The organism is Streptomyces sp. Ru73 (genome assembly GCF_002920575.1).
GTDB lineage: Bacteria > Actinomycetota > Actinomycetes > Streptomycetales > Streptomycetaceae > Streptomyces.
In genome coordinates this window covers 1-20,619 of the sequence record NZ_PQSQ01000045.1, presented here as the reverse complement: position 1 = coordinate 20,619, position 20,619 = coordinate 1, and the positions used below count along the sequence as shown (strand labels likewise).

General features: G+C 72.7%; 14 protein-coding genes and 2 pseudogenes. 10 read left to right on the top strand and 6 right to left on the bottom strand.

Annotation, left to right across the window (positions count from 1 at the left end; translation table 11 throughout):
* Window positions 1-97: 97 nt before the first annotated feature.
* From C3486_RS20015 to C3486_RS19995, 5 genes and pseudogenes are all read left to right on the top strand, one after another.
* A complete protein-coding gene (locus C3486_RS20015; RefSeq protein WP_103834111.1) occupies window positions 98-883 on the top strand; it encodes a hypothetical protein in 786 nt (261 codons plus the stop codon).
* Between the two features lie 110 nt (window positions 884-993).
* A complete protein-coding gene (locus C3486_RS20010) occupies window positions 994-1,839 on the top strand; it encodes a DegV family protein (protein WP_103834110.1) in 846 nt (281 codons plus the stop codon).
* A gap of 219 nt (window positions 1,840-2,058) precedes the next feature.
* Window positions 2,059-2,562: pseudogene (locus tag C3486_RS38575) on the top strand (SLBB domain-containing protein); the annotation flags it as partial.
* Window positions 2,563-2,665: 103 nt separating this feature from the next.
* A complete protein-coding gene (locus C3486_RS38085) occupies window positions 2,666-2,989 on the top strand; it encodes a helix-hairpin-helix domain-containing protein (RefSeq protein ID WP_258052881.1) in 324 nt (107 codons plus the stop codon).
* Between the two features lie 530 nt (window positions 2,990-3,519).
* A pseudogene (locus C3486_RS19995) lies at window positions 3,520-6,064 on the top strand (ComEC/Rec2 family competence protein).
* Here the strand turns inward: C3486_RS19995 and C3486_RS19990 are convergent.
* Entirely contained in the window at window positions 5,994-7,511 is a 1,518-nt protein-coding gene (locus tag C3486_RS19990; protein WP_103834107.1) for a PstS family phosphate ABC transporter substrate-binding protein, read from the bottom strand. The pseudogene C3486_RS19995 and the gene C3486_RS19990 sit on opposite strands and share 71 nt — an antisense overlap.
* A gap of 299 nt (window positions 7,512-7,810) precedes the next feature.
* On the opposite strand from C3486_RS19990, the gene C3486_RS19985 reads away from it, so the two are divergent.
* Entirely contained in the window at window positions 7,811-8,296 is a 486-nt protein-coding gene (locus tag C3486_RS19985) for an Rrf2 family transcriptional regulator (RefSeq protein ID WP_103834106.1), read from the top strand.
* A 137-nt stretch (window positions 8,297-8,433) separates the two neighbouring features.
* Window positions 8,434-9,225: an arylamine N-acetyltransferase gene (locus C3486_RS19980; protein ID WP_181138616.1), complete on the top strand. Its 792-nt coding sequence runs from the start codon at window positions 8,434-8,436 to the stop codon at window positions 9,223-9,225.
* Window positions 9,226-9,423: 198 nt separating this feature from the next.
* Here C3486_RS19980 and C3486_RS19975 read toward each other — a convergent pair whose 3' ends face one another.
* Window positions 9,424-9,675: a hypothetical protein gene (locus tag C3486_RS19975; protein WP_103834104.1), complete on the bottom strand. Its 252-nt coding sequence runs from the start codon at window positions 9,673-9,675 to the stop codon at window positions 9,424-9,426.
* A 93-nt stretch (window positions 9,676-9,768) separates the two neighbouring features.
* Between C3486_RS19975 and holA the strand changes: the two genes are divergently transcribed.
* Window positions 9,769-10,755 carry a DNA polymerase III subunit delta gene (gene holA, locus C3486_RS19970; RefSeq protein ID WP_103834103.1) on the top strand — a complete coding sequence of 329 codons (987 nt, stop codon included), beginning with the start codon at window positions 9,769-9,771 and terminating at the stop codon, window positions 10,753-10,755.
* Between the two features lie 405 nt (window positions 10,756-11,160).
* On the opposite strand, the gene C3486_RS19965 is transcribed toward holA, so the two are convergent.
* Entirely contained in the window at window positions 11,161-12,105 is a 945-nt protein-coding gene (locus C3486_RS19965) for a hypothetical protein (RefSeq protein ID WP_103834102.1), read from the bottom strand.
* A 438-nt stretch (window positions 12,106-12,543) separates the two neighbouring features.
* Window positions 12,544-12,810: a 30S ribosomal protein S20 gene (rpsT, locus tag C3486_RS19960; RefSeq protein WP_103834101.1), complete on the bottom strand. Its 267-nt coding sequence runs from the start codon at window positions 12,808-12,810 to the stop codon at window positions 12,544-12,546.
* 470 nt (window positions 12,811-13,280) lie between these two features.
* Between rpsT and lepA the strand changes: the two genes are divergently transcribed.
* On the top strand, window positions 13,281-15,149 hold the full coding sequence (lepA, locus tag C3486_RS19955; RefSeq protein WP_103834132.1) for a translation elongation factor 4: 1,869 nt from the start codon (window positions 13,281-13,283) through the stop codon (window positions 15,147-15,149).
* Window positions 15,150-15,570: 421 nt separating this feature from the next.
* Entirely contained in the window at window positions 15,571-17,460 is a 1,890-nt protein-coding gene (locus tag C3486_RS19950; protein WP_103834131.1) for a long-chain fatty acid--CoA ligase, read from the top strand.
* 64 nt (window positions 17,461-17,524) lie between these two features.
* Here the strand turns inward: C3486_RS19950 and C3486_RS19945 are convergent, their stop codons facing one another.
* Entirely contained in the window at window positions 17,525-18,112 is a 588-nt protein-coding gene (locus tag C3486_RS19945; RefSeq protein ID WP_103834100.1) for a two-component system response regulator, read from the bottom strand.
* Between the two features lie 26 nt (window positions 18,113-18,138).
* The coding region (locus C3486_RS19940; protein ID WP_146075019.1) for an ATP-binding protein at window positions 18,139-20,619 on the bottom strand (2,481 nt) is incomplete at its 5' end.

Sequence of the window (20,619 nt, the reverse complement as noted above, 5' to 3'; positions counted from 1 at the left end):
GCAGGTTCGGGGTTTTTGGGGAACCGTTGACCTGCCGGGCCCGTTTACCGTGGGAGAAGGAAGCCGTCCGCCGGCCGAGCCCACGTGAGGGAAGCCCATGACCACCGCGCTCCTGATCCTCGCCCTGCTCTTCGTGCTGTTCGTCGCGGCAGGCGTCTTCGTGACGGTCAAGGTCGTCTCCGCGGCCGCGCGCGGCGTCGACCGCACGGTCAGCCAGGCCCGCCGCGCGGTCGAGGACACCACCCTGCGCGCCCGCCGGTACACCCAGTCCGGCCCGGCCGGACAGCTCGCCGAGCTGCGGCACTCCCTGCGTACGTCGATGCGTGCCACCCAGGAGGCGCTGCGCGCGGCCTCCGCCGAGGACCGGGCGCTCGGCGAAGCGCTGGACCTCTTCGGCCGGCTCAGCGCCCACGGCCACGAGCTGGACGCCGAGCTGAAGCGCCTGGAGCGCGAGCCGGACCGCGCGCGGATCACTGAATGCCTCCCTGAGCTGCGCGAACGCGTCGAGCGGTGCACGCACGCCGCCGACTCGCTGCGCTGGGCGGCCCAGGACCGCGCCCGCAGGTTCGCCGACGAGGACCTGTCGGTGCTCGCAGGCCAGATCGACATGGAGGCCGGCGCACTGCGGCACTGGGCCCCCGCGGCGGACGGGACTCGGGACGGATCTGCGGCGCGGGACGGATCTGCGGCGCGGGACGGGCGGGAGACCGCGCCCGGACCGGGTACGGTGCCGGACCCGCTCGCCGCGTGGCCCGAGCCGGAGGCGCCCGGCACGCACACGGACCGGCACGAGGAGGGCCCGCGTGCCCTCGACGCCCGGGACCCGCGCACCCAGCCCTCGTACTCCTGGCAGAAGACCGCCCGTCCGGAGAACTCCGGCTGACCCGCCACCGCCGCCAAGATTGGCTGTGGCACATCGCTCCGGAATCGGAGAGGATCTTGGAAGAGGGCCCGCACTGTCGGGCACCGGGATCCCCGGATAACCTCCCACTCATGTCCCGCCATGTCGCGATCGTCACCGATTCAACGGCCTACCTCCCGCGGGCAGCGCTGGAGCGCCACGGCATCACCGCGGTGCCGCTGACCGTCGTCCTCGGCGACGAGGCCCTGGAAGAGGGAACGGAGATCTCGGCCAGGTCGGTCGCCCAGGCACTCCAGAAGCGCAAGTACGTCACCACCTCCCGGCCGACCCCCGAGACGTTCGCCGAGACCTACCGCCGGGCCGCCGCCTCAGGCGCGAGCGGCATCGTCTCGCTCCACCTCTCCTCGGAGTTCTCCGGCACGTACGACGCGGCGGTCCTGGCGGCCAGGGAAGCGCCGGTCCCGGTGCGCGTCGTGGACACCGGCATGGTCGCCATGGCACTGGGCTTCTGCGCCCTCGCGGCAGCGGAGGTCGCGCAGGCCGGCGGGGACGTCGACGAGGCGGTCGCCGCGGCCGAGAAGCGCGCCGAGGGCACCTCCGCGTACTTCTACGTCGACACCCTGGAGTACCTGCGCCGCGGCGGCCGCATCGGCGCCGCCCAGGCCCTGCTGGGCTCCGCGCTCGCGGTCAAGCCCCTGCTGCAACTCGCCGACGGGCGCATCGAACTGCTGGAGAAGGTACGTACCGCCTCCCGGGCCATCGCGCGCCTGGAGGAGATCGTGGCCGACCGGGCGGGTACGGATCCGGTCGATGTCGCGGTTCACCATCTCGCGGCTACGGAGCGCGCCGACGCCCTCGCCGACCGCCTCCGCGACCGCGTACCGGGCCTGGCCGACCTGCACGTCAGCGAGGTGGGCGGAGTGATCGGCGCGCACACGGGGCCGGGGTTGCTGGGGGTTGTGCTGTCGCCGCGGTGAGGGCGCGCGGCGGGGCGCCGGACGAGGCGGGTAGCCGAAGGGGGCGGGGAGCGGGGGCGCCGAGGAGCAGGGGAGAGGGGGCGCCGAAGAGCCGGGGAGCCGGGGAGCGTTGGGGCGATGTCGCTCATCGGGGTGGCCGAGTTATCCACAACACCCGGGTTGTCCACGGATATTGACCATGATCGACGCGGTGCGTGAAATCTCTCTAGCGTCATCGGCATGACGTCGAGTCCTCGCACCTCCGCCCGTGTTTCCGCCTCCTTCCCCGACTCCGACTGGCCGGACCGTCCGCCGGGCCGGCCGCCCGATCCACCGCCGTCGTCCGGTCGTTTCCCTCCGGCGGCGCCGGAGCGCGCGGTGCCCGTGCCGTCGCGCTGGCGGATCGCTCTGCAGGAACGCCTCCCGCTGTGGCTCCAGCTCCGCTGCGGTACGGACCCGAAGGCGCTCGGTGCGCTCGCCGTCGTCCTCCTGATCGCCGTGGCCTTCGCCGTCCACCACTTCTGGAGCGCCCGACCCCAGGCCGTACGGGCACCGGTCGCCCGGCACGCCACGGCGCCCGTTCCGAGCGGCACGATGAGCATGGCGGGCGCCCCGTCCGCCGCACCGGCCCGCCGCGTCGTGGTGGACATCGTGGGCAAGGTGCGCCGTCCCGGCGTCCACCGCCTGCCCCAAGGCGCCCGTGTCGCCGACGCCCTGCGTGCCGCGGGCGGGGTGCTCTCCGGGGCGGACACCCGCACGCTGAACCGTGCCCGGCTCCTGGTGGACGGCGAGCAGATCGTCGTCGGAGGTCCGGCCGCCGCACTGGCGGGAGCGGACGGTCAGGCCGGTGCCGGGGCCGGTACGGGTGCTGCGGCGGCCGCGGGCGCTGCGGGGGCATCGGGGGGCCGCGGGATCAGCCGTCGCCGCGGGTGCTTCGGGGGCGGCGGGCGCCTCGTCCGGGGCCGGTGCCGCAGCGGCCGGTCCGATCAGCCTGAACTCCGCGACGGCCGCACAGCTCGACACCCTGCCCGGCGTCGGCCCCGTACTCGCGCAGCACATCATCGACTTCCGCACCCAGCACGGCGGCTTCACCTCCGTCGACCAGCTGCAGGAGGTCAACGGCATCGGCGACCGCCGCTTCGCCGACCTGCGCCCCCTGGTGCAGCCATGACCACGCCGAGCGGTCCGGCCTCCACGTACGGCCCTGCGGACCCACCACCGGACGAGGGCACCCGGCCCGACGGCTACGCGTGGCCGGGGGGAAGCGCCCGGCCGGACGGGAGGGTCTGGCCGGATGAGGGTGTTTGCCAGGCCGAGGGTGCCTGGCCGGGCGAGGGTGCTTTGCCGGGCGCGACCGACATGGAGCCGGGAGGGACCGGCCGACGAGCGGCGGAGCGGCCTGCCCCGCAGCCGGTGACGCCGGGGGCGGCTACGCCCGGCGAAGAGTCCGTAGGCCCTGCCGATCTGCGGCTGGTCGCGCCCGCGCTCGCCGCCTGGGGAGCCGCCGCGCTGAGCCTCGACGCCTCCGTCCGCACCCTCGTCGTGTTGAGCGCCGTCGCCCTGGCCGTGGCCGGACTCGTGCTCCTCCGAGCCGTACGCCGTCGCGCGGGGGCACTGGTCGCCCTGGTCGCGGTGCTGCTGTGCGCGGTGGCCGGCGCGGCCTCGGCGGCACTCCAGGGAGCCGATCTGCGGCGCGGCCCGGTGCCCCGGCTCGCCCAGCAGTACGCGCACGCCACCGTCGAGCTGGAGGTGACCGAGGACCCGCACCCCGCCCGGCAGCGCGCGAGCGACGCCCAACGAATGCCGGCACCCGTGGTGTTCGCCGCCGAGGTACGACGCGTCACCACTCCGGACGGGGCGGTGACCGCCACCCGCACCCCGGTACTGGTCGTCGTCCCGCAGCGCGGCCGACGCGACCAGCAGGGCGGGCCGGACCAGCAGGGGCGGTCGGCGCAGCGGGGCAGCGCGGCCGGTGGTCCCTGGCGCTCCCTCCTCCCCTCGACGCGCATCCCGGGTTGAAGCACGGTTCGCGCCGCCGCTGCCGCCCAGCGACCGCACGGCCGCCGTGCTGCGCGTCGCGGCCGATGCGCCACCGCCCCTGCGTATCGGCGGTCCCACGCCCCTCCAGCGGCTCGCGGGCTCGCTCCGGGCGGGGCTGCGCGAGGCGTCCGCTGACCTGCGGCCCGATGCCCGCGCCCTGCTCCCCGGGCTCGTCGTGGGCGACACCTCCCGGGTGACGCCGGAGCTGGACGACGCCTTCCGGGCCACCGACCTGACGCACCTGCTCGCCGTGTCCGGCAGCAACCTCACCATCGTGCTGGCCCTGCTCATCGGCCCGCCCCACCTCGCCGTACGCGCCGAACGCCGCGGCATCGCGCCCCGGCTCGGCCTGTCGCTGCGGACCACGGCGGTGATCGGCGGAGCGGTCGCGCTGGCCTTCGTGGTGGTGTGCCGCCCTGACCCGAGCGTGCTGCGCGCCGCCGCGTGCGGCCTGATCACCCTGCTGGCCATCGGTTCCGGCCGCCGTCGCACGCTGCTCCCCGCGCTCGCCGCCGCCGTCCTGCTGCTCGTCCTCTACGACCCGTGGCTGGCCCGCAGTTACGGCTTCCTGCTCTCCGTACTGGCCACCGGCGCGCTGCTCACCCTCGCGCCGCGCTGGAGCACCGCGCTGCAGCGCCGCCGCGTCCCGCCCCGGCTCGCCGAGGTGATCGCCGCGGCCACCGCGGCGCAGGCCGTGTGCGCGCCGGTCGTCGCGGTGCTCGCGGCCCGTGTCGGGCTGATCGCGGTGCCCTGCAACCTGCTCGCCGAACCGGCCGTCGCCCCCGCGACCGTCCTCGGCTTCGCCGCACTGGCCACCGCCCCGCTCCTCCCGCCCCTCGCCACCGCGCTCGCCTGGTGCGCGGGCTGGCCCGCAGAGTGGGTGGCGCTCATCGCCCGCACGGGAGCCGCGCTGCCGGGTGCCGAGTTCGACTGGCCCGGCGGCTGGACCGGGGGCCTCCTGCTGGCCGCGGTCATCGCCGCCCTGGTGCCCGTCGCGCCGGCCCTGCTGCGGCGCCGGTCGCTGTGCATCGCCTGTGCCTTGCTGCTCGTCGTGCTCGTCGTCCGCCCCGTGCCGCTGACCCGCATCGTCACCGGCTGGCCGCCGCCCGGGTGGCGGCTGGCCGTGTGCGACGTGGGCCAGGGGGACGGCCTCGTACTCGCCACCGGCCCGGGCAGTGCGCTGGTCGTGGACACCGGGCCCGACCCGCGCGCCATGGACCGCTGCCTGCAGGAGCTGGACGTACGCCGGATCCCGCTCCTCGTCCTCACCCACTTCCACGCCGATCATGTGGACGGCCTGACCGGTGCGCTCCGCGGCCGCAGCGTCGGCGCGCTGGAGACCACCACTCGCGAGGACCCGCCGGACCGGGCGGCGTTCGTACGGAAGGCGGCGGCCGCGTACGGCGTGCCGGTGGTCCGGGCGGTACCGGGGGAGCGACGCCGGACGGGAGACGTCTCCTGGCAGGTCCTCTGGCCCCCGCCCCCTGCTCCCTCTCCGGTCCCGGTCCCGGCTCCGACCTCGGCCCCAGCTCCGAAAGCCGCTGCTCCGAATGCCGCTGCTCCGAACGACTCTGCCGCCCAGCGCCCTGCCGGGCCGTCCGGGCTGCCGGCCACCGGCTACATGCCCGAAGGACCCAACAACGCCAGCGTCACCCTCCTCGTACGCACCGCCGGGCTGACCATCCTGCTCCTCGGGGACCTCGAACCACCCGCCCAGCAGGAGCTGCTGGCCGCGCACCCGGAGCTGCACGCGATCGATGTGCTGAAGGTGGCGCACCACGGCTCCGCCTACCAGGACCCGGCGCTCATGGCCGCGTTGGCGCCCCGGCTCGCCGTGATCAGCGTGGGCGCGCACAACCTGTACGGTCACCCGGCCCCCAGCACGATTGCCGCGCTGCGCACACAAGGGGCGAGGGTGCTGCGTACGGACACTGACGGCGCGATCGCCGTGACGGGCGGCACGGGCACCGGCCTCGCGGCCGTGACCAGCAACGGCAGACGCCGCCGACCGGCGCCCCGACGACCGACTTCCCGACGGTCGACTTCCCGACGGTCGACTTCCCGGCGTGCGACCTCCCGACGGCCGACTCCCCGACGTCCGGCTTACCGGCGACCGGCGCGCAGGCGGTCGGGCGTCAGGGACGGCATACGGAGGCCGACAGGCTCCGGTCGTCGGCGCAGGGCACGTGCTTGTACATCCGCATGACGTTCTTCGCGGTGTCGGAGTTCAGGTACGTCAGGAACTTCGCCGCGAGCGAGCCGTCCGCCGGATGCCCGTAGGTGTAGAGGAACTCCACGGTCCAGAAGGGGTATTCATGCTGCTGTCCCCACTCGATGTCGGGCTCGTGCCCGTCCAGCCGGATGGCGACGACGTGCGGTCGCTTGGCCGCCGCGTACGTCTCCGCGTAACCGATCGCGCCCGCCACCCGGTCCACCGTGTCGAGCAGTGCCGTCGTGCTGTTCACCTCGCAGCGCGTCACGCGGGCCCGCTCGTCACGGTCCTTGTCGGTGCAGTCGTACGACGACACCACGCCCGGCTCGGAGCGGTGCAGCACGGTCGTCTCGAAGGCCCGCCGGGTGCCGGAGCTCGCGTCGCGGCCGACGACATGGATGGCGAGGTCGTTGCCGCCCACGTCCTTCCAGTTGGTGTAGGTGCCGTCGTAGATCTTCCGCACCTGGTCGAGGGTGAGGTTGTCGACGCCGGTGCGCTCGTTGACGACCAGGCTCAGCAGGATGACGCCCACCCGTTCGCCCTGCAGCCGCCCGTAGATCGAGGGCGCCGGCACGTCGGACATGGCGAGGAAGGAGGGGCTGTCGGAGCGGGCCGCGCGCCCCGCGCGGTTCAGGTTGGCCAGGCCGGAGAGGCTGCCGCTCCTGGCGACCTCGATCCGGGCGCCGGGGCAGCGCGCCTGGTACTGGCGGGCGATCTCCTGCATCGGGGGAGCGAACGCGGTGGAGCCGTCGACGGTGAGCCGCCCGGTGGCGCACTCGGCGCGCGCGGGCACCGCCGGAGTGCTGAGCAGCAGCCCGCCCAACAGGCCGACCAGCACGATGAAGAGGCCGCCGAGGGCGAGGCTCGGCTTGCGCGGGCCCCAGCGCTGGGTGTTGCGGCGGATCCGGCCGCCGCTGAGGAAGCCGCCGACGGTCACCTCGCCGCCGGCCCGGCGCCGGCCGCCGTCCGTGGTGTCCTCGCCCGTCCCGGAGAGCAGCACCAGCAGCTTGAAGTGGTTGCGGGTGTTGAGCGGGACGTTGGGTATGTGCAGCCGGTTGCCGCTGAACCGGAGGCCGGCGCGGGGCCGGGTCAGCATGCCGATCAGGTCGGGCGGGTTGGCGTCCGGTACCTCGACGCCGATGACGGTGCGGCCGGTGAACTCCACCGTCAGCGGCTCCTGGTAGTCCTGCCGCACGATGTCCTTGCTGCCGTCGTTCTCGATCCGCAGCAGCGCCAGCGTGGCGTCGGTGATCTCCTGGTCCTGTCTCAGGAGTCTGAGCTGTACCAGGCTGTGGGCGTCCTGCGGGTTCATCCCGATCGGGGTGTCCATCTGGACGCGGTAGCCGATGCGCTTGCGTCCGGGCAGGAAGCGTTCCACGGCCCAGACCAGGGCGGTGGCCACGAGTCCGGCCACGGCCAGGATGGTCTCGGTGTCCGGCATGGCCACGGCGACCTCGCAGGGGAGAAGGGGGAGAAGAGGGGCGTCTGGTGTGATGCCCGCAATGTAGGGAGGCGCCGCGGCGGCAGAGCACGCTTTGGCAAGCCTTCACCAGAGGTTCAGCCCGGGGCCGCCGGGGCCGCCGAGGCCGTCGGGCCCCGAGCCACCGAGCCACCGAGCCACCGAGCTACCGGGCCGCCGGAGCCGTCGGGCAGCCCGAGCCGTCGGGCCGCCGCCGGGGCCATCAGGGCTGTCGGGGCCGAGCCCGGACCTCCTGGAACCCGGACCTGTAAACTCCAGATATGAGGATGAGTGAGGGCGTCGAGTGGGGGCTGCACTGCTGTGTGACGCTGGCCTGGCTCGGCGAGGACCGGCCCGTGTCCACGGCGAAGCTGGCCGCTTCCTTCGACCTGCCGGCCGCGTATCTGAACAAGCGCCTGCAGGCGCTCGTACGGGCCGGAATCCTCAGCTCGACGCCGGGGGCGCGGGGCGGCTTCCGGCTGGCCCGGCCGCCGGAGGCGATCACGCTCATGGACGTGGTGACGGCGATCGAGGGGCCGGAAGAGGCGTTCCGGTGCATGGAGATCCGGCAGCAGGGCGCGGGCGCTGAGCTGTCGGGGCGCGACCTGCGGCGGCCGTGCGGGATCGCCACGGCCATGCGCCGCGCGGAGCTCGCCTGGCGCCGTGAGCTGGCCGCACAGACCCTCGCCGACATCCTCGCGGCGGCCCCGGCCACGGCGGCGGACCGCACGCGCCGCTGGTTCGCGACGGAAAGGACGGGGAGCTGATGGAGACGGGAGCGGACGGGACGGGCCGGGACGCCGTGCCGGCCAGGGATGCTGTGCCGGGCCGGGACGACGTGACGGGCCGGGAGGGCGTGCCGGCTCGGGACGACGTGACGGGCCGGGAGAACGCCCGGGGCGGGCTGGACGGCGCGGCCGTCGACGCCTACCTGCGGCGGATCGGGGCGGAGCGGCCCGGCGCGGCCGATGCCGAGGCCCTGCGGCGGCTGCACGTTCAGCACCTGCGCACGGTCCCGTTCGAGAACCTCTCCATCCACCTCGGCGAGGAGATCGTCCTGACCGAGCAGGCCCTGCTGGACAAGCTCGTACGGGACCGCCGCGGCGGCTTCTGCTACGAACTGAACGGCGCGTTCGCGATGCTGCTGACCGCGCTGGGGTACGAGGCGGAGCTGCTGTCCGGGCGGGTGTACGGCGAGGACGGGCGGCTGGGCATCCCGTACGACCACGCGGCGGTGCGGGTCCGTACGGCCGAGGGGCCGCTGCTGGCCGACGTCGGGTTCGGGCGGCACAGCCACTTTCCGCTGCGGCTGGACACGGATGCGGAGCAGGCCGATCCGGGCGGGGTGTTCCGTGTGGTGACGACGGGCGAGGGGGATCTCGACGTACTGCGGGACGGGGCGCCGCAGTACCGCCTGGAAACGCGGCCGCGGGCGCTCGCCGACTTCGAGGCCGGCTGCTGGTGGCAGCGGACCTCGCCGAAGTCGCACTTCACGCAGTCACTGGTCTGCTCACGGCTGACCGACGACGGCGGCCGGATCACACTCTCGGGCCGCACGCTGGTGACCACCGCGCCCGACGGCGACCGCACGGAACGCGAAATCCCCGAGGCCGAGCTGCTCACCGCTTACCGCACCCACTTCGGCATGCCCCTCACCCAAGCCCCGCTTGCGCCGACGCCGCCGACGCGGGGCTGACCGCCGACGCGGGCTGACCGCAGGATGGGCGCGGGCTGGCGGCGCCCCGGAGGGCAGGGGCCTCGTAGCCAGCGGCGCCGCCCCCGTCACCGGCGAGCCTTCCGGTAGGCGTCGGGCGTCCGGACCGCCGCCGGGCGTCCCGACTGGCTTCGAGCAGCCCGACCGGTGTCGGGCGGCCCGATGGGCGACGCCGGGGCGTCAGGGGCGCTCGGGTTCCAGCCAGCCTTCGTATGCGGCGGCCAGGGTGTCCAGGGCGGTCGGGTCGCAGGTGGAGTCGGGGTCCTCCAGGACGACCAGCCACTGCGCGTCTTCCGCGTCGTCCTCGCCGGCCAGGGCGTCCCGTACGAGCTGCGGCTCCTGGGCCACGCCGTACTCCTCGGTCAGTACCTCGGCCACTTCCTCCGCGGCGTCCCGGTCGGGCAGCACCAGTACATGTCGCACATCGCTCACCCCACCATTCTCCGACAGCGAGGAGCGCGCCGGCCGGGGTGGTGGGTACGGTCCGGGCCGCAGTGTCGGTGGCGCGTGGGATGCTGGACCGCGATGGCCAGGAAGACAGCAAACGACGACCCGCTCGCCCCCGTCACGATCGCCGTGGGGCAGGAAGAGCTGCTGCTCGACCGTGCGGTGCAGCAGGTGGTGGCGGCGGCGCGGGCCGCCGACGCGGACACCGACGTCCGTGACCTCACCCCCGACCAGTTGCAGCCCGGCACGCTGGCCGAGCTGACCAGCCCGTCGCTCTTCGCCGAGCGCAAGGTCGTGGTCGTGCGCCAGGCGCAGGACCTGTCGGCGGACACGGTCAAGGACGTCAAGGCGTACCTCGGCACGCCGGCCGAGGAGATCACGCTGGTGCTGCTGCACGCGGGCGGCGCCAAGGGCAAGGGGCTGCTGGACGCGGCACGCAAGGCCGGGGCGCGCGAGGTCGCGTGCCCGAAGATGACCAAGCCCGCTGACCGGCTGGCGTTCGTGCGGGGGGAGTTCCGTACGGCGGGGCGGTCGGCGACGCCGGAGGCGTGCCAGGCGCTGGTGGACGCGATCGGCAGTGACCTGCGGGAGCTGGCCTCGGCCTGTTCGCAGCTGGCGGCGGACGTCGAGGGCACGATCGACGACGCGGTGGTCGCGCGGTACTACACCGGCCGGGCCGAGGCGTCCAGCTTCACGGTGGCCGACCGGGCGGTCGAGGGGCGCGCGGCCGAGGCGCTGGAGGCGCTGCGGTGGGCGGTCTCGACCGGCGTCGCGCCCGTCATGATCACCAGCGCGCTGGCGCAGGGCGTGCGCGCGATCGGAAAGCTGGCCTCGGCGCCGCGCGGCGCCCGGCCCGGGGACCTCGCCCGGGAGCTGGGCATGCCGCCGTGGAAGATCGACCGGGTGCGGCAGCAGATGCGGGGCTGGTCGGCGGACGGGGTGGCCACCGCGCTGCGAGCCGTCGCCGAGGCCGACGCGGGCGTCAAGGGCGGCGGTGACGATCCGGAGTACGCCCTGGAGAAGGCCGTCGTCACGATCGCCCGAGCGGCCCGCTCCCGCCGCTGACCCTGGCCCTGACGGGCCGGTTCTCCGAGTACGGCCGCAGCTCCGGCCGGCCTGCGACGGGCCTCGGCCCTGCCGGCTGCCGGGCGGTCAGTCCGCGCCGCCCGCGCCACCACACGCTGCCGCGTCACCCGTGCCGCCGCGCGGCCGGTCCGCCCGCGCCACCGCGCTGCCCGGGCCGCCTGTGCTGCCGCGCTGCCCCGGGCCGCCGGGCCGCCCGTGCCACCGCGCTGCCCGCGCCGCCGGGCCGCCCGTGCCACCGCGCTGCCCGCGCCACCGCGCTGCCCGCACCGCCCGCGCCGCCGCACAGCCCGGTCCGCCCGCGCCGCCGCGCCCCCGCTGCGGCGGGCCCCCGCTGTGCGGCGGCCCCCCGCTGTGCGGCGGGCCCGTTCGGCCCGACCCGTCCCCTCAGCCCTGCAGTTTCTTGAGGGTCTGGGTTGCGCTCGTGCGGAGCATGTCGGCCACCTCGTCGGAGCTGGGGGCGCCGGAGTTGTCGCTGCTGGAGAAGCTGGACCAGGAGGTCTCGTACGTCATCCAGCCGTCCCGCACGCCGAGCACCACGTACCGGCTCTTGCTGTCGGCGGACTCCTCGCGGGTCACCAGGTACGCCTCGTCGCCGATGCCCTGGACGGGCGTGACCTTGTACTTGGTGGACGACTCCTGCTCCTCGTACGACCGGTACTGCGCCGCGAACTCGGGGGCCGGGTCGGTCTTCTTGTGCAGGAACGCCTTGGTGTAGACGAACGTGGAGGAGTAGTCGTCGTCGCCCGCGTCGTCCGGGACCAGGTCCGCGTTGCACCACATCGAGTCCAGCGCGGGGTCTTGGTGGCCGCTGCTCGCGGGGTTCTCGCCGGCGCTGGCGGAGGTGCTGCTGTCCTCCATCTTGTAGCGTGCGTCCTCGAACGGCGTCCAGGACGTCGACCCGCAGAGGTCCGCCTGGTAGCGGTAACCGCCCAGGTCAGGGCTTGCCGCGTCGCTGGAGCCGCCGGTCGCGAAGAGCACGCCGGCCCAGACGGCCGAGGCGACCACGGCGCCGCCGACGGCCCACAGCCAGGCGGGCAGGCCCTTGCCGCCGCCGGTCGGGGCCGGGCCGCCGCCGTAGCCCCCGGGTGCGCCGGCGGGGACGCCGCCCGGCATGGTCGGTACGCCGTGCGCCGCCGGGTAGCCATAGCCGGCCGGCTGCTGGGCGTACGGGTTCTGCTGCGGCACCTGGCCGTAGGGGCTCGGCGGCTGCGGCCCCTGGTTCTGCTGCGGCATCTGGGGCGGTGGCGGTGGCCCCTGCGGCGCCGCTCCCTGAGGAGGCTGGGGCGGCTGCTGGGCATACGGATTGGGCTGTTCCCCCGAGTTGGACATGAGCGGCAGGGTATCCGACCCGAATCAGCCACCGCTGCCCCGGCCATGGCCCCGACCTTTCGCCCCATCGGCCCCGGCATCACCCCGCCCACGCCAAGCACCCCACGCCAAGTCCGCCGACGCCAAACCCGACAGCACCGAGGCCCGCCCCCAGGCGCTCACCGCCAAGCCGCACCCCACCCCACCCCACCTCGCCCCGCACCAACGCCAAGAACCCCGCTCCCGCCCTGGGGAAGGGCGGAAACGGGGTTCCCGGTTTCGAGCTGGTGCGCCGCACCCGCGTGGCGAACGCAGGCCGCGTGCGGCGCGGGGGCCGGGGAGGAGCGGAGAGAGGGGCCGCTGGGCCCTCACCGGCGGTGAAGCGTGGCTGCCGTACGGGCCGAAGCCCGGAACGGTGGCCGGAAGACCTCCTGGGAGGTCCCGTGAAGCACTGGAAGGTCAGCCCTTGAGGGTCGCGACCTTCTTCGCCAGCGCCGACTTCTTGTTGGCGGCGGCGTTCTTGTGGATGACGCCCTTGCTGACGGCCTTGTCGAGCTTCTTGGCGGCCTCGGCCTGGGCGACGGTGGCCTTCTGCAGGTCACCGGCCTCCACGGCCTCACGGGTGCGACGGATCGCGGTCTTCAGAGTCGACTTGACAGCCTTGTTGCGCTGACGAGCCTTCTCGTTGGTCTTGATCCGCTTCATCTGGGACTTGATGTTCGCCACGAAAGAGCCTTTTCAGGTTCGTTGGATTCCGGGAGGACGGGCATCACCCCGCCCGGTCCGGGCTTTCTGCGTGTCGCGTACATGAGAGGGCACGAAACACGATGGACCAGGCTACCAGCAGGGGTAACGGCCGCCCAAACCGGCCGGAGGCCCCGTCGGGAGCCCCGGCCGGGAGCCTCCGCCAGGAGCCCCCGCCGGGAAGCCGCCGACGCCGCTCCGGCCCCAGCGCCCCGGCGCCCCGAGCCCTCCGCCCCGGTGGCCCGGGGCCACGCCCCCGTGCTCCCGCGCCTCCCGAAGAGTTTGGGGACGCGGCTCATGGGACGATAGGGAGGACGAAATGCCCGAGAGCCGCCCACCCCGGCGGTCACCGCGACGGTGACCGCGGCCGCGGCCCCGAGACCCGCACCGCCTGTTACGCCCTGTTCCCTGATCCGATCCGTCCGACCCGCGTTCTCTGAATGGACCTCTGCGTGCCCGCGACCCCTACGAACGTGCCGGAGCCGAGCCGTACCGACCCGGCTCTCATCCGTAACTTTTGCATCATCGCGCACATCGACCACGGCAAGTCGACGCTTGCCGACCGGATGCTCCAGCTGACGGGAGTCGTGGAGCAGAGGCAGATGCGTGCGCAGTACCTCGACCGCATGGACATCGAGCGTGAGCGGGGCATCACGATCAAGTCCCAGGCGGTCCGGCTGCCCTGGGCCCGTACCGATGAGGAGAACGGGCAGACCCACATCCTCAACATGATCGACACCCCGGGGCACGTCGACTTCACGTACGAGGTCTCGCGCTCGCTCGCCGCGTGCGAGGGGTGCATCCTCCTGGTCGACGCCGCCCAGGGCATCGAGGCGCAGACGCTCGCCAACCTGTACCTGGCGATGGAGCACGACCTCCAGATCATCCCGGTGCTGAACAAGATCGACCTGCCGGCCGCGCAGCCGGAGAAGTTCGCGGCGGAGCTCGCGAACCTGGTCGGCTGCGAGCCCGAGGACGTCCTCAAGGTCTCCGCGAAGACCGGCGTGGGCGTGGACGAACTGCTAGACAAGGTCGTGCGGGACGTGCCCGCGCCGGTGGGCGTGAAGGACGCGCCGGCCCGCGCGATGATCTTCGACTCGGTGTACGACGCGTACCGCGGTGTCGTCACGTACGTGAAGGTCGTCGACGGCACGCTCAGCAAGCGCGAGCGCATCAAGATGATGTCCACCGGCGCCGCGCACGAGCTGCTGGAGATCGGGACGAACTCGCCGGAGATGCAGGCCGCCGACGGCCTGTCCGTCGGCGAGGTCGGCTACCTGATCACGGGTGTGAAGGACGTCCGGCAGTCCAAGGTGGGTGACACGATCACCCAGCTCAGCAAGGGGGCCACGGAGCCGCTCGGCGGCTACAAGGACCCCAAGCCGATGGTCTTCTCGGGCCTGTACCCGCTGGACGGCTCGGACTACCCGGAGCTCCGCGAGGCGCTGGACAAGCTGCAGCTGAACGACGCGGCGCTGGTGTACGAGCCGGAGACCTCGGCCGCGCTGGGCTTCGGTTTCCGCGTCGGCTTCCTCGGCCTGCTGCACCTGGAGGTCATCCGGGAGCGGCTGGAGCGCGAGTTCGGGCTGGACCTGATCGCGACCGCGCCGAACGTGATCTACGGCGTGACGATGGAGGACGGCACCGAGCACGAGGTGACCAACCCCTCGGAGTTCCCCGAGGGCAAGATCGCCGAGGTGCGGGAGCCGGTCGTGCGGGCCACGATCCTGACCCCGAGCGAGTTCATCGGCGCGGTCATGGAGCTGTGCCAGAACCGCCGCGGCAACCTCCTCGGCATGGACTACCTCTCCGAGGACCGGGTGGAGATCCGCTACACCCTGCCGCTCGCCGAGGTCGTCTTCGACTTCTTCGACCAGCTCAAGTCCAAGACCCGCGGTTACGCGTCGCTGGACTACGAGCCCACCGGCGAGCAGGTGGCCAACCTCGTCAAGGTCGACATTCTGCTCCACGGCGACCAGGTCGACGCCTTCTCCGCGATCTGCCACAAGGACAAGGCGTACGCGTACGGCGTCCGGCTGGTGTCCAAGCTGCGCGAGCTGATCCCGCGGCAGGCGTTCGAGGTGCCGGTGCAGGCCGCCATCGGCAGCCGGGTCATCGCCCGCGAGACCATCCGCGCCATCCGCAAGGACGTCCTCGCCAAGTGCTACGGCGGTGACATCTCGCGTAAGCGGAAGCTGCTGGAGAAGCAGAAGGAAGGCAAGAAGCGGATGAAGATGGTGGGAAGTGTGGAGGTTCCGCAAGAGGCCTTCATCGCGGTCCTGTCCTCGGACTCCGACGGTGACTCCAAGGGCAAGAAGTGACACCGCACGGTGATCGCCGCCCGCAGGCGGCGCACCGCTGAGCGATACCGGGCGTCCGTTCCCCGCCGGGACGGGCGCCCGTCGCTTTGCGTACGGCCGCCGGCCTGCGATGCGGCACCGGTCGAACGCTCGTCCGTTTCGGGTGGGAGTGCGAGCCGTGCCGCACACCGACTGTGGCCAACCGCTCACCCTCGGATGGCGGGTGGCCGGTTCGGGCGCCGGGGAGCGGGGGAAGACGGCTCTGGAGGACCTCGCGCGGACATCGTCCGGACACCCTGCGCAGCCCCGCGCACACCGATCGGTCACAAGGTGAATGAGTGTGCGGCAGGCCCTTACATGGGGACGCCACGCGCTCTAGTCTGAACCCTGCTCGAAGGTTACTCGCGAGTCACCAGCAATGAAGCGGGCCCCGGAGGAAGACGTGACGGACAGCCAGTCGTTGATCGAAAACCGGCCACCTTCCGTGGCGACGCTCTTCCTTGAGCGGGTCGCGGCAACCCCCGAGGGCGAGGCATACCGGTATCCCGTACCCCCGGCCTCGGGCCAGGGGCCGGACGACTGGAAGTCGCTCACCTGGGCGGAGGCCGCGCAGCGCGTGTACGCCACCGCCGCCGGCCTCATCGAGCTGGGCGTGGCCCCCGAGGAGCGGGTGGCGCTGGCCTCCAGCACCCGCGTGGAGTGGATCCTCACCGACCTCGGCGTGCTGTGCTCGGGCGCGGCCACCACGACCGTGTACCCCAGCACCAACGCGGACGAGACGGCGTACATCCTCGCCGACTCCGGCAGCCGGGTGCTGATCGCCGAGGACGCCGCGCAGCTGGCCAAGGCCCGTGAGCGCCGCGCCGACCTGCCGGACCTCGCGCACGTCATCGTCATCCAGGAGGCGGACGCCGTACCGGCCGAGGGCGACCCCGACGGCTGGGTGCTCTCGCTCGCCGAGCTGGAGAAGCGCGGCGCCGCCCACCTGGAGAAGAACCCCAGCTGTGTGAAGGAGCGGGTCGCGGCACTCCGCGCCGACCAGCTCGCCACGCTGATCTACACCTCCGGCACCACAGGGCGCCCCAAGGGCGTACGGCTGCCGCACGACTGCTGGGCGTACATGGCCCGCGCGATCCAGGCGACCGGCCTGGTGAACGAGGACGACGTGCAGTACCTGTGGCTGCCGCTGGCGCACGTGTTCGGCAAGGTGCTCACCGCGGGCCAGATCGCCCAGGGCCACGTCATCGCGGTGGACGGCCGGGTCGACAAGATCATCGAGAATCTGCCGGTCGTGCGGCCGACGTACATGGCGGCCGTGCCGCGGATCTTCGAGAAGGTCTACAACGGCGTCGCCGCCAAGGCCCGCGAGGGCGGCGCGGCGAAGTACAAGATCTTCCAGTGGGCGGCCGAGGTCGCCCGCGAGTACGCCAAGGTCTCGCAGGACAACTTCCGCCGGACCGGCAAGGCCTCGGTGCCCTTCGCGCTCGCCGCCAAGCACCAGATCGCCGACAAGCTGGTGTACGCCAAGCTGCGCGAGGCGTTCGGCGGACGGCTGCGCGCCGCGGTCTCCGGCTCGGCGGCGCTCGCCCCCGAGATCGGCTACTTCTTCGCCGGCGCCGGCATCCACATTCTGGAGGGCTACGGCCTGACCGAGTCCAGCGCGGCCAGCTTCGTGAACCCCGGCGAGGCCTACCGCACCGGCACGGTCGGCAAGCCGCTGCCCGGCACCGAGGTACGCATCGCCGAGGACGGCGAGATCCTGCTGCGCGGCCCCGGCATCATGCAGGGCTACCACGGGCTGCCGGAGAAGACGGCCGAGGTGCTGGAGTCGGACGGCTGGTTCCACACCGGTGACATCGGCGAGCTGTCCGCCGACGGCTACCTGCGGATCACCGACCGCAAGAAGGACCTGATCAAGACCTCCGGCGGCAAGTACATCGCGCCCGCCGAGGTCGAGGGCCAGTTCAAGGCGGTCTGTCCGTTCGTCTCCAACGTCCTCGTGCACGGCGCCAACCGGAACTTCTGCACCGCGCTGATCGCCCTGGACGAGCCGACCATCCTGAACTGGGCCAAGGAGCACGGCCTGGCGGGCAAGGACTACGCCGCCGTGGTCGCCACCGAGCAGGTCCGCGAGCTGATCGACGGCTACGTCGAGCGGGTCAACGAGGGGCTGCAGCGCTGGCAGCAGATCCGCAAGTTCCGCATCCTGCCGCGTGACCTGGACATCGAGCACGGCGAGGTCACGCCCAGCCTCAAGGTCAAGCGCCCGGTCGTCGAGCGGACCTTCAAGGACCTGCTGGACGACATGTACGCGGGGACCCGCGAGTCCTGACACCGGTCGTGCCGGGACCGCCGCGGCGAGTGCGGCGTCCCGGCACGCCGAGGCGGGCGTTCCGTCACGGATGGCCGTGGCGCAACGCCCGCATCGTCTCCTCCAGCTCGGCCATCCGCGCGCGCAGCTCGCCCGCTTCGAGGTGATCGCTGCCCGCCAGGGTCTCCTCCATGGCCGCGATCCGGTCCGCCAGCTCTTCGATGCGGTCCCGGTCCCGCTGGCGGAGCCGGCGCAGCTGCCGGTTCTTCTGGTGCAGCTCCAGGAAGACCTTCACCTTGGCACGCAGTACCCAGGGGTCGAAGGGCTTCGTGAGGTAGTCCGCGGCCCCTGTGGAGTAGCCGCGGAAGGCGTAGCCCGAGTCGGAGTCCGTCCCGGTCAGGAAGATGATCGGGATGTGCCGGGCCTGGTCGAGCCGCTTGATGTTGCTCGCGGTCTCGAAGCCGTCCATCCCGGGCATCAGGATGTCCAGCAGGACCACCGCGAACTCCTGCCGGAGCAGCGCTTTCATCGCCTCCTCGCCGGACCGCGCGCGGACGAGCGGTTCACCGAGTGAGCGCAGCACGGCTTCCAGAGCGGCGAGGTTCTCTTCCATGTCATCGACGAGGAGGATCCCCGCCCGATCGTCGCTGTGGATGCTGGTGACGTGGGTCATGACTGGCCTTCGTAACTGGTGTACTCCTACGGACTGCGGTCTTCGCCCCCGTCGGCGTCGGCCGCCTCCGCCGGTCCCGCCCCGCCGCCCTCGGCGGCCGGTGCGTCACCGTCCGGGGACGGCACGGCAGCGCCCTCCGGGGCCGGCGCGGACGAGCGGTACTTGGACAGCAGGTCGACCGCGACGTTCAGCAGCCGGTCCACGTCCAGGGGCTTGGGGAGATAGTCGTTGGCGCCTGTCTCCAGGGACTTCTCGCGGTCGCCCGGCATGGCCTTGGCCGTGAGGACGACGACCGGGAGATCGGCGTACCGCGGGGTGCGCCGGATGGCGCGGATCGTCTCGTACCCGTCCATCTCCGGCATCATGATGTCCATCAGGACGAAGTCGATGCCGGGGTTCTTGCCGAGCATCTCGATGGCCTCGCGGCCGTGTTCGGCGTAGACCACCCGCATGCCGACCCGGCTGAGGACGTTCGTCAGCGCGAAGGCGTTGCGGATGTCGTCGTCGACGACCAGCGCCTGGGCACCGGAGAGCAGCTCGCCCGTGGCGCCCTTGGCCCACTGCTCCACGTTGGACACGGCGGGCCAGGACACGTCGTCCGAGGCCCCGGCCGGCACGGGCACCAGCGGCCGGGGCGGCTCCGGCGGCGTACCGGCGGCCGCTCCCTCGGGCCCGCCGGCGGGCACCCCGGGCACCGCAGGCGCGGCGGACGGCTGGTCCAGCGCGTCCGCGGTGCCGCGGCACCTGACGGGGATGCGGAAGACGAAGGTGGAGCCGACACCGGGCTCGCTCTCCGCCGTGAGCGCGCCGCCCAGCAGGCCCGCGATCTCCCTGCTGATGGAGAGGCCGAGGCCGGTACCGCCGTACTTCCGGTTGGTCGTGCCGTCCGCCTGCTGGAACGCCTCGAAGATGACCGGCAGCTTCTCCGGCGCGATGCCGATGCCGGTGTCGGTGACGGTGAAGGTGACGGTCTCGTCGCCCGCCTGGTCCACCGACAGGTCGATCTTGCCCTTGGAGGTGAACTTCAGGGCGTTGGAGAGGAGGTTCCGCAGTACCTGCTTGATCCGCTTCTCGTCGCTGTACAGCTCCTTGGGCACCGCGTCGGTCACCGACACCTCGAAGGCCAGGCCGCGGTCGAGGGTGAGCGGGCGGAAGGTGTCATGGACGTAGCTGAGCAGCTTGTTGATCGGGACCCGGGACGGAAAGACGTCCATCCGGCCGGCTTCGATCTTGGACAGGTCGAGGATGTCGTTGATCAACTGGAGCAGTTCGGAGCCGGAGCGGTGGATCATCGCCGCGCTCTCCACCTCGTGCCGGCTGAGGTGGCCGTGCTCGTTGTCGATCAGCATCTGGGCGAGGATCAGCAGGGAGTTCAGCGGATTGCGCAGCTCGTGCGACATGTTCGCCAGGAACTCCGTCTTGTACCGCGAGGAGCTGGCCAGCAGCGCGGCCTTCTCCTCCAGCGCGGCGTTGGAGCGCTGCAGCTCGGCCTGGCGGCGCTGCAGCTCGCCGGTGCGCTCCTGGAGCTGGCGGGCCAGCCGCTGGGACTCGCTCAGCAGCGACTCGGTACGGGAGTTGGCGACGATGGTGTTGATGGCGACGCCGATGGTGTTCACGAACTGGTCGAAGAAGGCGAGGTGGACGTCGGAGAAGCGGGAGAAGGACGCCAGCTCGATCACGCCGAGGGTCTGGTCCTCGAAGAGCACGGGGATGATCACGACGGTGGTCGGCGCTGCCTCGCCGAGCCCCGAGTCGACCTTGATGTAGTCGGACGGCACGTCCTCCACCAGGATGCGCTTCTTCTCGATGGCCGCCTGGCGCACCAGCCCGTGGCCGTGCGAGCCGGGGGTGTCGATGCTGGCGTCGTGCGCTGAGCCGTACCCCGCGATGAAGTCCAGGCGCAGCTCGTCGGTCTCGGCGCTGGCCAGGAAGAACGCGCCGTACTGCGCGTTCACCAGCGGCGTCAGCTCGCGCAGGATCAGGTCGGCGACCTCCACCAGGTCGCGGTGGCCCTGCATCAGGCCCGCCAGCCGGGCGAGGTTGGCGTCCAGCCAGTCCTTGGCGCGGGTGGTCTCGCGGAGGTTGGAGACCATCATGTTGATGTTGTTCTTCAGCTTGGCGACCTCGCCCCTGGCCTCGACCGTGACGTTGCGCGTCATGTCGCCGGAGGCCACCGCGCTGGTCACCTCGGCGATCGCGCGGACCTGCGTGGTGAGGTTGGACGCCAGCTCGTTCACGCTGGTCGTCAGGGACTTCCAGGTGCCGTAGACGCCCTCGACCCGGGCCTGGCCGCCCAGCTGGCCCTCGCTGCCGACCTCGCGGGCCACCCGGGTCACCTCGGAGGCGAACGAGGACAGCGTGTCGACCATGGTGTTGAGCGTGGTCTTCAGCTCCAGGATCTCGCCGCGCGCGTCCACGTCGATCTTCTGCGACAGGTCGCCCTGCGCGACGGCGGTCGCCACGAGGGCGATGTTGCGCACCTGCGTGGTCAGGTTCGACGCCATGAA

Excerpts from the sequence above, each read along its gene's own strand:
- C3486_RS20015 (WP_103834111.1), top strand. The coding sequence starts at position 98 with ATGACCACCGCGCTCCTGATCCTCGCCCTGCTCTTCGTGCTGTTCGTC.
- C3486_RS20010 (WP_103834110.1), top strand. The coding sequence starts at position 994 with ATGTCCCGCCATGTCGCGATCGTCACCGATTCAACGGCCTACCTCCCG.
- C3486_RS19990 (WP_103834107.1), bottom strand. The coding sequence starts at position 7,511 with ATGCCGGACACCGAGACCATCCTGGCCGTGGCCGGACTCGTGGCCACC.
- C3486_RS19985 (WP_103834106.1), top strand. The coding sequence starts at position 7,811 with ATGAGGATGAGTGAGGGCGTCGAGTGGGGGCTGCACTGCTGTGTGACG.
- holA (WP_103834103.1), top strand. The coding sequence starts at position 9,769 with ATGGCCAGGAAGACAGCAAACGACGACCCGCTCGCCCCCGTCACGATC.
- C3486_RS19965 (WP_103834102.1), bottom strand. The coding sequence starts at position 12,105 with ATGTCCAACTCGGGGGAACAGCCCAATCCGTATGCCCAGCAGCCGCCC.
- C3486_RS19945 (WP_103834100.1), bottom strand. The coding sequence starts at position 18,112 with ATGACCCACGTCACCAGCATCCACAGCGACGATCGGGCGGGGATCCTC.